Source organism: Prevotella melaninogenica (assembly GCF_018127925.1).
Classification (GTDB): Bacteria; Bacteroidota; Bacteroidia; order Bacteroidales; family Bacteroidaceae; genus Prevotella; species Prevotella melaninogenica_C.
In genome coordinates, this window is sequence record NZ_CP072347.1 from 711,099 (window position 1) to 724,770 (window position 13,672).

Annotated in this window: 8 protein-coding genes and 2 pseudogenes; 7 read left to right on the forward strand and 3 right to left on the reverse strand. The window is 41.4% G+C overall.

Annotation, left to right across the window (positions count from 1 at the left end):
• The first annotated feature begins 927 nt into the window (after nt 1-927).
• Nucleotides 928-1,305 (forward strand): hypothetical protein, encoded by a 378-nt coding sequence (locus J4861_RS02655; RefSeq protein WP_211816596.1) that lies wholly within the window; start codon nt 928-930, stop codon nt 1,303-1,305.
• A gap of 205 nt (nt 1,306-1,510) precedes the next feature.
• Nucleotides 1,511-2,614, forward strand: coding sequence for an Mrp/NBP35 family ATP-binding protein (locus tag J4861_RS02660; RefSeq protein WP_004359657.1), 1,104 nt, complete (start codon nt 1,511-1,513; stop codon nt 2,612-2,614).
• A gap of 268 nt (nt 2,615-2,882) precedes the next feature.
• On the opposite strand, the gene J4861_RS02665 is transcribed toward J4861_RS02660, so the two are convergent.
• From J4861_RS02665 to J4861_RS02675, 3 genes are all read right to left on the reverse strand, one after another.
• Nucleotides 2,883-3,329 (reverse strand): HU family DNA-binding protein, encoded by a 447-nt coding sequence (locus tag J4861_RS02665; RefSeq protein WP_211816597.1) that lies wholly within the window; start codon nt 3,327-3,329, stop codon nt 2,883-2,885.
• Nucleotides 3,330-3,749: 420 nt separating this feature from the next.
• Nucleotides 3,750-5,327, reverse strand: coding sequence for a hypothetical protein (locus J4861_RS02670; RefSeq protein ID WP_211816598.1), 1,578 nt, complete (start codon nt 5,325-5,327; stop codon nt 3,750-3,752).
• A 54-nt stretch (nt 5,328-5,381) separates the two neighbouring features.
• The gene (locus tag J4861_RS02675; RefSeq protein WP_211816599.1) at nt 5,382-5,594 is read right to left on the reverse strand and encodes a hypothetical protein; all 213 of its coding nucleotides are present in this window, start codon (nt 5,592-5,594) and stop codon (nt 5,382-5,384) included.
• 866 nt (nt 5,595-6,460) lie between these two features.
• On the opposite strand from J4861_RS02675, the pseudogene J4861_RS02680 reads away from it, so the two are divergent.
• From J4861_RS02680 to J4861_RS02700, 5 genes and pseudogenes are all read left to right on the forward strand, one after another.
• Nucleotides 6,461-7,558, forward strand: a pseudogene (locus tag J4861_RS02680) (transposase family protein); the annotation flags it as partial.
• 102 nt (nt 7,559-7,660) lie between these two features.
• Nucleotides 7,661-8,068, forward strand: a pseudogene (locus J4861_RS02685) (transposase); the annotation flags it as partial.
• 146 nt (nt 8,069-8,214) lie between these two features.
• Nucleotides 8,215-8,379, forward strand: coding sequence for a transposase (locus tag J4861_RS13340; protein WP_249110805.1), 165 nt, complete (start codon nt 8,215-8,217; stop codon nt 8,377-8,379).
• A 546-nt stretch (nt 8,380-8,925) separates the two neighbouring features.
• Nucleotides 8,926-12,036 (forward strand): SusC/RagA family TonB-linked outer membrane protein, encoded by a 3,111-nt coding sequence (locus J4861_RS02695; protein ID WP_211816600.1) that lies wholly within the window; start codon nt 8,926-8,928, stop codon nt 12,034-12,036.
• A 6-nt stretch (nt 12,037-12,042) separates the two neighbouring features.
• Nucleotides 12,043-13,668 carry a RagB/SusD family nutrient uptake outer membrane protein gene (locus J4861_RS02700; RefSeq protein ID WP_211806490.1) on the forward strand — a complete coding sequence of 542 codons (1,626 nt, stop codon included), beginning with the start codon at nt 12,043-12,045 and terminating at the stop codon, nt 13,666-13,668.
• Nucleotides 13,669-13,672 lie beyond the last annotated feature (4 nt).

Here is a 13,672-nt window from a genome sequence, read left to right on the forward strand (position 1 = left end):
AAAGCCCTAAAAAAAGGAGAAAAATAAGTATATCAAGAGGTTTTGTAACTATCAGTAAGTCAGTTCGTTATAATGAAGCATTTTAAAAGGCGCTTAATTGGACTTCAAAAGGGCGTTAGTAGGCCTTCTAAAGAGCACCTATTGGAAGCTAATTAGGCATCTTTAAGAAGCCTAAAGAGCATGTATTGATAATTAAGTGTTTGAAACAATTTTACAAATATAGGTGGGTTGTGTAAAAAGAGGTCGCTTTCTAAGATAGAATGATAGGCTAAAGTTCTTATCTAATAATGTACACGGAGACATAGAGGGGCAGAGGTAAACGCAATATCATGGAGGAGTCAACGGTACAAAGAGAGTCGATGCTGATAAGAAAATTAAGGGTCTTCAGATTTTTGGAGTGATAATAATCCGTCTAAGCTTAGGTCTCTGACGAACTGTCACACAGAGGGATGGAGAGTACGGAGGGATATTAAAGCAAGCACTGGTAGTCACGGAGGCACCGTCGGTGCGTGGAGCGACGGAGATCGTTTGCCAATTCTGTTAGCAATTTATATACAAAGCATTCATACCAAAAGAGTTATCAGAAATCTGTACGCTATACCTCCGTTGCTCTTTGTGCCATCGGTACCTCCGTGATATTGCCTTTATCTCCGTCCTCTCCGTAGCTCTGTGTGCCTTATTATATAAGCGTTTTAGTTTATCACTCCATATTTAGGAAGAACCAAAATTAAGATGTTAGGAAACAATACCATAGTAATAAAAACGATACATTTTGTGGTCTGATGACAGATTTAGGTTTAACGAAAGAAGCCAATTTATGATACTTTGCGTAATGTATTCCTTAGGAAAAAACTTGCAGTATTGGGATTTTGTTGCTATCTTCGCAGACACGAAAGCCATCAATGGCATCTGAATAAGAATCAAAACATGGGAAGAAATAAATTCGCTGAAGACGAGATAAAAGAAATAGCAAAGCTACTCCGACTGAAGAATGCGGGTAATCGGGCGAAACAGAAATTGGTTCGTCATGACCTCCGTACAATTTTTGAATTTAATATCTCTGACTTCAATGAGCCTGGTAAGGCTTTCGGTGAAGAAGAGTTACAGGATGCTATCCAACGAGGAGCTATTCAGATTCTTGATGATGCCACTATCGCTGATATGAAGGCAAAGCGTGCGCGTGATAAGGCGCGTGATGAGGCTGTACGTGAGCAGCAAGCCATTGAAGCGGGAGAGATGACTGACTGGAAAGCTGTTGCAAAGGAATGGGAAGAATGGGAGAACTCGCAGAAAAGTAGTAACTAATGTGACCATTCCTTTTGTGGCATTCTTTTTGATGATATATAGGTAATATTATCTAAAAATTCAACCGAAAGAAAGATTAGAAGGAGAGTTAGAACTATAACATAGGACTCTTGGCAGACAAAATAACAAGTAATTCTTAACCAGACCTTTTCTATCAAGGCTTAATTTGATAGAGATGTCAAGGTTATTTATTTAAAACAGAACAATGACATTATATCCCAAACTCATTACAGATGCGCTGGAGAAAGTAATTTATCCAGGAACAAAAAAGAATATTATTGAAAGTGAGATGTTGGCAGATACACCCAGCATCAATGGTAATAAAGTAAGTTTCACGCTGATTTTCCCACGTGAGACCGACCCATTCCTCAAGTCTACTATTAAGGCTGCTGAGGCTCAGATTCACTATTCTGTTGGTAAGGAAGTTGAAGTAACCATTACAACAGAGTTCAAGAATGCGCCACGCCCAGAGGTGGGTAAGCTATTGCCTCAGGTGAAGAACATTATTGCTGTTAGTTCAGGAAAGGGTGGAGTAGGAAAGAGCACCGTCTCAGCTAACCTCGCTATTGCCTTGGCACGCCTTGGTTATAAGGTAGGTTTGCTCGATACCGATATCTTCGGTCCAAGTATGCCAAAGATGTTCGGTGTAGAAGATGCTCGTCCATACGGTGTAGAAAAGGATGGACGCCAGCTTATCGAACCTGTGGAGAAGTATGGTGTGAAGTTGCTTTCTATCGGTTTCTTTGTCAATCCAGACACAGCAACCCTTTGGCGAGGAAGTATGGCAACCTCAGCTCTTAAGCAGCTTATTGCTGATGCTGATTGGGGCGAACTCGATTACTTTATCCTCGATACACCACCAGGAACCAGCGATATTCACCTGACACTCATGCAGACACTTGCTATTACGGGTGCAGTAATCGTGTCAACTCCTCAGAATGTAGCATTGGCAGATGCACGTAAGGGTATTGATATGTATCGTAATGACAAGGTGAATATCCCAATTCTCGGTTTGGTTGAGAATATGGCATGGTTTACTCCAGCTGAACTTCCTGAGAATAAATATTACATTTTTGGAAAAGATGGTTGCAAGAACTTAGCGAAAGAACTTGGATGTCCGCTACTTGCTCAGATTCCAATCGTACAGAGCATTTGCGAGAATGGTGATAACGGAACACCAGCAGCGTCACAGGTTGACACCATTACGGGTCAGTCGTTCCTCAGTCTTGCGCAGAGTGTAGTCACTGTTGTTAATCGTCGCAATAAGGAACAGGCTCCAACAAAGATAGTTGATGTAAAGAACGGATAAGCGTATAAACCATATCTGCGTGTTTATCCATCCTAAAAAAATAGAGATATACATACAAAGCGTGTATCTCTATTTTATGGGAAAAGGTAAACCCAAATCAGTTCATTAGAATAGATGGTGTATAAAACAACCCCTTGAAGCGTATGTATTAGGGATATTTAGTCTTCATCCCCCTGATTTACCTCAATCAAAAAAAGTTCGCGAACAATTTCCTTTTTGTTCGCGAACTCTTTTTCTTTTATCTTTGACCAAGCAGTCAACCCTCCTTTTAGTCCTCTGGCACAGGTCCAGGATTCTCTCCACTTCCCTTGTCTTTATGAGAAGGTTTTGAACTGGAGTTTTCCTCCTTCACCGTCTCATACGAGTTCTCGCGCAAGGCAGCTTTTAGCTCCACACCTGGCGTAAACGTTACGCGCGGTTTGATAGTCTCTGTCTTAAAAGCTTTTACCGTCGCAGCCCCCTCGCTTGAAAGTGTCAGGCGCATTGTGCCAAATTCACCCAACTGAACGCTAAAGCCATCGCGGAGATAATGAGGCAGACAATCCATAAAGTTCGACAGTACGTTCTCAATGTCACCACGTGTCAACGAAGAACGCCCCGCAATGTCGTGCGCAATATCGTGCAGACTTTTCTTGCCCAGGTTTACAGGATTAGCATAGTACTTTTCCTCTGTCCGCTTCTGCGGATTCTTTTTCTTTTGAAGTTTAATTCTCATGATTTTTGTTTTAAAAGTAAATATTTAAGTTTTTACGGCATTTACACCTTGGTTTGTTCCATGGCTTATTCTCCGTTTTTCATATTCTTATCTGAATAAGGCTTTTATTCAGTTTGTAGTGTCAATGGTTTTCTTTTTGTTTTTCCGGTTAGAAACTTTCTTTGTCTTCAAGATAATAGCATTTCCGTTTATAGAAAATTGCAACTTCCAGCCATCTTTTTTCAGAGCCAAAGGAGAACTTTTAATTTTCCTACGGTCAGAAGAAAATTTTCCTTTGTGAAAAAATTATTTCTGACCGTAGGCACGTAAATTTCTCACCGTAGAGAAATTTTCTTCCGACCGTAGGAAAAATTTAATAGCTTTGTCTCTTACTAAATTGCCTTTCTTTTCAGAAGAAAGGGACTAGGGAAAAGAACTTTTTTATTCAATCGGCTGTGCTACTTGTCCATAGAAACGGTAATTGTAACCTTCTACCCTAATATCATCATAAACAAAGTAAAAAGCATAAGCATGATTGTTAGATCCTGGTACAGCTGTGGATGACCAATATCTACCTCTCTGACCAATATCATACAGAACACCATAGCCATAATAACCTAGCCCAGCCACGTAGAAATATTTGTCAGCATCAGATACAGAGGGTAGGACCATACTTACATTGGTATTGTTGTAGTTCCTCCAAGTTATACGTAAATCAGTCGTTCCATCAGCAGATTTCTCTGTACTATAATGTCCTTCTGCCGTCAATACTGATTTCTTCTTAAACCATGCTCCACCTTTATATAAGCGTCCCATTGTAGTCCATAACTCGTTGGTATCGTAACGCATATCTCCGTACATAACATACCAAGATAATTCATTTGCGTTAGGAAGACTCTGAAAGAGAGGAGTGCTTGCACTAAGAGGAGCCGTACCTTCATGGTACCAACGTTGATCAGTGTTGTTCTTGGGATAATTTCCACTTGATGCAAAAGCAACTGATGGCTGACCACCTGGAAGATTCTTTGTCCATTCCCAGCCATCCCAGTACTGCTTCTGGGCATCCCACATATAATAATGGTTACCGTCATAAGAGCGAATGTTAAGGTCGGCTGTCATGTCATAGTAGGTATTCTTATCGTAGGTGAAACTACCTAGGTTCTTGGTGATAGTTCCCTCTACATTGGTTACATAGTCTTTTATCCAGTAACGTACACGGAGCTTATATGTACCAGGCTTAATGATCATGTAGGCACCATTGGTCGTTGGATTGGCTGAGGTTGTGTTCAGAGGGAAGCCTTTTCCATATGTACTGCTTGCGATAGGGTCTTTTGTTGTAAGGATAATTTGCTTGCCTGTACTTGTAGCATCTTTCAGTTCGCCAGTAGCTGGGTCAAGCTTGTAAGTAGCAGCTATGTCATTATCGGCGCTTACCTCAATCTTGGTTAGGTAGCAATCTTTCAGAACTGTGTTGCTTGTATAAGGTTGGAAGACAAGGTAGGCCGCCTGATGATCAAGTGAGAAGGCAAAAGAGCCGTTTGAGATTTTTCCTGCCGTGGCTGTACCACAATCGCCTGATACGCCAAAGTGGGCTGTGCTGTTTGGTGCTGTTTGAGCCTGGGCAGTAGGGATCTTTACTTGCTCGTTGTTGATACTGTTCTTGCCTGGATAGCAAACTGTATAAGATGTGCTATTCTTAAATTTTCCAGGCACCTTAAATTGAAAGACTGCAACCTTGCTTGTAGGAGCATTGCTGCTCTTCTGCCATGTGCCGTCGTCGTCCTTTACATAAATATAGTCGCCAGCCTCCCAATAGAAGTTACCTGTAGTATAGTCCATTGAGGTACGGGTCTTTGTCTCGCCACCTGCAACGAAGGTTGTGAGGTTCTTGTCATTCTGATTGCCTGTTCCAGTTGTGCCCTGTGCTACGTCTTCATTGGCACACGATGCGAATACCAATGCAAGTCCGCAGAAAGCTGCGAATGAAAGCAGGCGTGCCTTAAATAAATTCTTTTTCATTGTCTGTTTCTTCTTTTTTGATTCTGTTTTCTTTTCTGTTAATAACTCTCTTGCTTAGTCTTCCCATGAGGAAGAAGTTCCCTTACTATTCTCTTCGCTTAAATCCTCCCATGAGGCTACAGCTTTAGCACTTGATGGGCCTGAAGCGTGATGTCCAGGGTTGTGTTGACTAGGAAAAGAAGTAGCCATAAGGCTAGTTTCTTCACTCACGTGTGCTATCTGGCACTGTGGTGCATGATAGACCTTTCTTTCTTTTGTTTTCATCATCTTTTTGATTTGATTAAAATAGTTGTTATTTACTCTCTATATGTGGCTTTGTCGCTCACCTTTTATTATATACATCCTGACAAACTCATTATCTATTCCTCTTAACCGCTTGCCCTCTCCCCCTCTACAGGCAGACAGCATATCACTGCTGCCTGCCCGAGAAATCAACGAGAGAAAACAAACTATTACTAGAGAATGATAAGTATCTTTTGCAGTAAAATCAGTGCTTAAAACGTCCTTATTTTGCCTTTTATACAGCTCGCAAACAGGCATGAAAAAGCGAACAAAGGAAACTCCTAGAAGTCCTTTGTTTACAACGGTTACGCCACGCTTCGCGCGCTCGTAGGATGAAAGAAAAAATGTGTGATTAAACGCTAGTAGCGCTTGTGTGTGTGTGTGTTAGCAAAATATCTGAAACTACCAAATATAAAGCACTAAAAAAGGCAAAGAAATCAAAGTTTCTTTGCTGCGCTGAATTGGTCTGATATGTCATTGCTAATTGTTTCACGGCCGCAAAGGTAAGACTTCTTTTTAGAACTGACAAGGAAATCTTAAAGAAATATGGAAATCAAACAGAATAATTGAGGAAAGACATAGTAACAGATTAACTTTTAGTTCTTTCTTTTTAAATTAAATCGGTTCATTAGAGACTAAACAGAGTTTGCTTTATTATTAGGAATCAACACTGTATAATTAAGAATAATGGATGTTACGCTCTGATGAATCGATTTAGATTTAACATAGGGATATTCATAATTTTTCTAACTAATTGTTTGTCAGCATAATATATTATTTGTACCTTTACATAAAATCCCCCGAACGACCCATCACGGGCAGAATCGGGGGAAAACTTAAAATAAATCGTCGTGAAGATACAAAAAATTTCTGATATAACACCAACTTTGCCCTTTACAGAGTTCGATTTTTTACAGAGCTATCGTGAAAGCTTTGCACAAAGCGAACTTGGACGCATTCATTCCCAGCTCCCACTAAAGGAGTTGGCAGCAGAGTATACGATCCTTAGCCATAAGAGCAAGCGAGGCAAAAAGCCTCTTTTCTCGGGTGAAGGAGAAATAGCCCTAATGTTCCTTAAGTCATACACAGGTCTGTCTGACGATGGTCTGATAGAAATGCTTAACGGAAGCATCCACATGCAGATGTTCTGTGGTGTTCTGATAGACCCCTCCTGTCCCATCAAGGATGGAAAGATTGTAAGTGCCATACGCAATCGTCTTGGTCAGTTTCTTGACATAGACAGCTTTCAGGGCATATTGTATGCCAAATGGAAAGACAACCTTAAAGACAAAGACCTGTGCTTGACGGATGCAACCTGTTACGAGAGCTACCTGCGTTTTCCTACGGATATCAAGCTGCTCTGGGAGTGTTGTTATTGGCTTCACACTCTGCTGGTCTCCGAGTGTAAACACCTCTCAGAGCGTATTCCGAGAAGCAAGTATAATAATATTGACAAGGCCAGGCTTGCATACGCTAAGCAGCGCAAGCACACAGCCTCGTCCACGCGCAAGCTCAGGAGAAGACTCCTGAGGCTCCTGTCCAAACTCCTGTCCCAATGGAATCGTCTGCGTAAACAGTACAGTCCTTGCATCTGTCTGTCGGCAGAACAAGAAAAGCGGCTGTCCGCTGTGCGTGAGGTATGCCTCCAACAGTCAGAACTATTCTCCGGCAAGGAAGTCAAGCACCGTATCGTCAGCATCGACCGCCCCTACCTCCGTCCTATTGTCAGAGGCAAGGAAAACAAGCGTGTAGAGTTTGGGGCAAAGGTCAACAACATACAGATAGACGGCATATCATTCATAGAGCACCACAGCTTTGAGGCATTCAACGAGGGTGTCCGTCTTAAGCTATGTATAGAATATCAAGAATCTTTGACGGGAATCAAAGTCAAGCGTGTAGGTGCCGATTCCATATACGCCAACAATGCCAACCGCACTATGTGTACAGAAAAAGTTCTGTGTTTTGATAAAAGTACTAAGGTATGTTAATTTCAATATAGCTCCATTGTAAAAATCTGAAAATCAATTATATTTGTCACAAATATGAGACCTATGTTATTGAAAGACTTCTTCCAGATGTTCCCTGATGAGGATAGCTGCGAGAACTACCTTAGAGCTGTTCGAGAGGAAATAGGTGTTGTGTGTCCTAAGTGTGGAGCTACAAAGTATAAATGGCTGCCTGGAAGGAAATCCTTTCAATGTGAGAACTGTGGCAACAGAATCTCGTTGACAAAGGGTACCGTTATGGAACATAGCAAACTACCGCTGTATGATTGGTTCTCTACTGCGCACATGATGACATCCATCAAGCAGGTACTGTCGGCTAAGGAGATCCAGCATCAGCTTGAACTCGAATATTACTCTCCCGCATGGTTGATGATGATGAAATTGCGAGAGATTATGGGGCAGAGGGACAGCATCTATACACTCTCTGATGACTATGAGGCATACTTTGAAAGTGTTTAAGGTTTGTTAGTACTTTTATCAAAACACAGAAAGAAAAAGGCATAACGACCTGTTTCACTAGAAAAGGTCCAAGACCCAAAGAAGAAGCTGAATGTCTCAAGACAGCGAGAAAGATTATTGGAAACCTCAGAGCTACGGTAATGGAGGGTAGCTTTGGAAATCAAAAGCAACACTATAGCCTTGGACGCATCAAGGCACGCAATATGTTTAGCGAGAGGCTACTACTCTTCTTCGGAATCCATACAGCAAATGCTGCCATTCTTGCCGCAAGGGAGATGGCTCGGAGGGTGAAGAAGGCTGCCTAATAAAACTTAAGGATAATTTTACAAGTCCATAGATAGTATGGAAAGGGCAGGTGTGCTCATATGACTCATTATTTGAGATTTTTGAACAAATAACACAGCATATTCTTTTTCTGGGACCTTCTCCAAGGAAAAGAATGCAGTTTTTGGCTGCCTTGGAGAGCTCTAAGAGGGAATTAACTGAAATTCCCTAACATAGGAGCAAATAATTGAGCTTCAGCTTAAAGCTATTTCTTATTATAACCACATTTAAAACTTTCTTTTTGCAATAACAAACACATTATTCATTTTTTTACTAAAAAGATGGTTGTTTACAGATTTATTTTATACTTTTGCACTCACTATTATGTGTTTATTGACCCAATCTATTATTAATAATCTTGACGTTTAATATTTATACGTGAAACAACTTGTGTAAATGGAGTAATAATCTATCCATTATTACCTTACTACTATAAGGCGATAATGATGTAATGTAGTTGTTCATACAACTGGCATTAAAGACAACAATTAGGAACCTAAAATATTAATGTTTAAACCCTGAACCTAATGAGAATTTTTCATGAATCAAAGCAGAAGCATCTGTATTATTCAATCGCTTTTGCCCTTTCTATTGCATTGGCTCCAACGAGTGCTTATGCTGTAGGAAATCCCGTAGGCTCACCTGAAGCTTCAATGTCTCAGGCTGTGCAACAAAACGGTAATCACAAGGTAACTGGTCGTGTTGTTGACTCTACTGGTGAACCGTTGATTGGTGCCACTATTATGGTGGAAGGAACCAAGGAAGGTGCTGTAACGGATATTGATGGTAACTTTACCATCAATACCACGTCAAAGGCTAAGTTGGTTATCTCTTATGTTGGTTATACTACCCAGACAGTCCTTGTAGGCGACAAAACCACCATCGATGTTACCCTTAAGGAAGTTGCAAACACTATGAACGAGGTTGTTGTGACAGCTTTGGGTATTAAACGTGCTGAGAAAGCCTTGAGTTACAATGTACAGTCAGTTGGCTCAAATGAGTTGACACGTAACAAAGATGCTAACTTTGTGAACTCATTAAATGGAAAAGTAGCTGGTGTTAGCATTTCCAAGAGTGCCAGTGGTGTCGGTGGTGCAACACGTGTTATTATGCGTGGTGCTAAATCTATCGAAGGTGATAACAACGTGCTATATGTTATTGATGGTATTCCAATCTTTAACTTTAGTGGTGGACGCGATAGCGGTATCATGGGTGAAGGTCGTGTAAGCAGTGAAGGTATTGCCGATTTCAACCCAGAGGATATTGAGAGCATCAGCGTTTTGGCTGGTCCTTCCGCAGCTGCTCTTTATGGTAGTAATGCTGCCAATGGTGCTATCCTTATTACAACAAAGAAAGGTAAGGAAGGACGTGTTGCTATTTCGTTCTCAAGCTCTGCAGATTTCAGTTCACCATTGTTGATGCCAGAGTTCCAAAATACGTATGGCAATAAGCTTGGCTCATACGAGAGCTGGGGTGAGAAACTTGCAACACCAAGTTTATACGATCCTAAGAAGGACTTTTTCCGTACAGGAACAAACTTCATCAATGCTTTGACATTGAATATGGGTAATGAGTTTAATCAGACTTTTGCCTCTGTAGCAACCACCAATTCACGTGGTATCGTACCAAATAATACTTACGATCGTTACAACTTCACTATCCGTAACACCACTCGTATGCTTAAGAATAAGGTGCAACTCGACCTTGGTGCATCTTATATCAAGCAGAAGGACAATAACATGGTGTCACAGGGTGAGTACTGGAACCCAATCGTCGCAGCTTATCTCTTCCCACGTGGTGAGTCATTTGAGGGTATAAAGACCTTTGAGCGTTACGATAACGTGAGAAACTTCCCAACTCAGTATTGGCCAATCAGCGATAGCCGTTTTGCAAATCAGAACCCTTATTGGACGGCTTATCGTAACTTAGCACCAGATGATAAGGATCGCTTCATGTTCAATGCTGGTCTTACCTATAATATCTTTGATTGGTTGAGCGTAGCAGGTCGTATTCGTCTCGATAAGACGTTTATCACAAGTGAGCGTAAGATTTATGCTTCTTCATTCAATTACTTTGCCAAGGAGAAGGGCGCTTATGATTACTATGATTATAAGGATCATCAGACTTATATTGACGCTATTGCCAATATTAATAAGACTTTTGGTAAGTTCAGTCTTGCTGCCAACGTAGGTTATAGCTATTCTGACTATGCATCCCTCACCCGTGGTTATGGTGGTAACTTAGTGTTAGTTCCAAATAAGTTCTCTTTGAACAATATTAACCCAAGTGATAGCAAGATTCGTGAGGCTGGGGGTGACTCAAAGGTACGCAATGTTGCAGTTTTTGCAAGTGCCGAATTGGGTTGGAGAAGTATGGTTTATCTTACTTTGACAGGTCGTAATGATTGGAACTCACGTCTTGTGAACTCATCAGAAGAATCATTCTTCTATCCATCAGTTGGTTTGTCTGGTATTATCTCAGAGATGACAAAACTCCCTTCATTCATTTCTTATTTGAAGGTTCGTGGTTCCTACACAGAGGTAGGTTCTCCCGTATCACGTTCAGGTATGACACCGGGAACCATTACAACTCCGCTGGTGGGTGGTAGTTTGAAGTCTACAGACATCTATCCTTTTACCGATTACAAAGCAGAGCGCACGAAGTCATACGAGTTTGGTCTGACTGCTCGCTTCTGGAAGAAGTTGTCATTCGACTTTACTTGGTATAAGTCAAATACTTATAACCAGACTTTTGTTGGTGATTTGCCAGAAAGCTCAGGTTATAAAAAGGTATATTTACAGGCTGGTAATGTGGAGAACCGTGGTGTCGAGATGTCTTTAGGTTATAGTGATAACTTCGGTGGTCTGCAATGGAACTCATCATTGGTTTATTCTAAGAACGTCAATGAGATTAAGGAGATGGTGAAGGACTACTATCATCCATTGAGTCCAAAGCCTATCAATATCCCAGAAGTATCAAAGGATAATGGTCGTGTTCTGCTCAAGGTGGGCGGTTCTATCAATGATATTTATGCAAGAAAGGTATTGGCAAAGGACAACCAGGGATTCGTAAATGTTAGTCCATCAGGCGGTATGAGCTTAGAGACAGTTGAGCCTATCTACTTAGGTAAGACTACCCCAGACTTCACAATGGGTTGGAACAACAACTTCACTTATAAGAACTTCGGACTCAGCTTCTTAGTAAATGCACGCTTTGGTGGTATTGTTACTTCTTCAACACAGGCATTGTTAGACCGTTTTGGTGTGTCTAAGGCATCGGCTGATGCAAGAGATGCAGGTGGCGTGATGATTCCTAATCAGGGCTTGTATGATGCAAAGAAGTATTATACACTTGTTGCAACAGGTGAAAACGACCTTGCAGGTTATTATACCTACAGTGCAACAAACGTTCGTTTGCAGGAACTTACTTTGAGCTATAAGTTTAATTCAAAGCTATTTAATAATGTCATTAAGGATTTGACACTTTCATTTGTAGCTACAAATCCATGGATGATTTATTGTAAAGCACCTTTCGATCCAGAGCTTACAGCTTCAACAGGTACTTATGGACAGGGCAATGATTATTTCATGCAGCCAAGTCTGAAGAGTTATGGTTTCAGTGTTAAATTCAAATTCTAATTGAACATGAAGACAAAAGCATATAAATATATCGTAGGTTTCCTCGCACTGTCCTTGTTTACGGCTTGTGACTTCCAAAAGGTAAACACTAACGAATTTGAACTCCTTCCAGAGGAGGGATTGATGGATGGTATTTCTATTGGCGGTCCTATAACTGCCATGCAGAAATGCGTCTTCCCTGTAGGAACACAGGCAGATGGTACCAGTGTTGCTAATAGATATCAAACAGCTTATAACCTTGCTGCTGATTGTTGGAGTGGTTATTTCGGTCAGAACAATAACTGGGGCGGTCCTAATAACCTCAACTATTTCCTCAAGGATGGTTGGGTCGCATCGTCTTATACCGAGTCTTATTCAACGATTGTACCTTTGTGGCAAGACTTAAAGGGCAAGACTGAGACGCAGTTCCCAGAGGTTTTTGCTTTGGCTCAGATTCTGAAGATCTCTGCTTGGCATAAGGCTACAGATATGTTCGGCCCAATTCCTTACAAGGAGGCTGGTAAAGGACTCATCACTGTGCCATATGATAGCCAGGAAGAAGTCTATAAGGCAATGTTCAAAGAACTCTCTGATGCTATTGAAGTGTTGACAAAGTATGCTGATAATGGTAACAGCAAACTCTTGCCAAATGCTGATGCTGTCTATGCAGGTGACGTTCATAAGTGGGTTGTCTATGCTAACTCTTTGATGTTACGTCTTGCTATGCGTGTTTATTATGCTGATGCTGCACTCTCAAAGAAGTATGCTTTACAGGCTATCAATCATTCTTATGGTGTGATGAAGACCAAGGATGATGAGGCTAAGATGGAGAGAGGCGCAAGCTTGGAGTTCAAGAACAACCTCGATGTTCTTATCAACCAGTATAACGAGTGCCGTATGGGTTCTTCTATGTTGGCTTACTTAGGTGGTTATCAAGACCCACGTTTGCCAAAGTACTTCAATACAAGTACGGTTTCTCAGGCAGTGACTGTGGGCACATACGGAAAGTATTCTGGTGTACCAACAGGTCATGATGTAAGCTCTAACGATGCTTTCAAGGATTCTTCTCGTCCAGCTATCACAAGTACAACACCTACTTATTGGATGCGTGCTTCTGAGGTTTACTTCCTCTTGGCTGAGGCTGCGCTGCATGGTTTCGCTGTAGGTGGTACTGCTGAATCACTTTATGAGAAGGGTATCGAGATGTCATTTGAGGAGAATGGTATTGCAAGTTCTGAGGTCGCAGACTATATGTCGTCTGGTCTCAAGCCATCTGCTTACAGTTTCCATCTCACCAATCCAGGTGTGAATGTTGACGTACCAGCAGTAACAGAGGCTACTACAGCATGGAGTGGAACCGATGAGGAGAAACTTGAGAAGATTATGATACAGAAGTGGATTGCACTCTATCCTAACGGACAAGAGGCTTGGACAGAGTATCGTCGTACAGGTTATCCTAAGTTACATAGTGCTATTTCGAACTATAGCAATGGTGAGGTGGATAGCGAAGTGGGCATTCGTCGTATGCGTTTCCCAACTAATAAGTCTACATCGGCAGAGGATATTGCCAACTTAGAGAGTGCACGCAAGCTACTTCGTGGCGGTCTGGATAAGGCTGGAACACGTTTGTGGTGGGACAATAAGAATCATTAATATC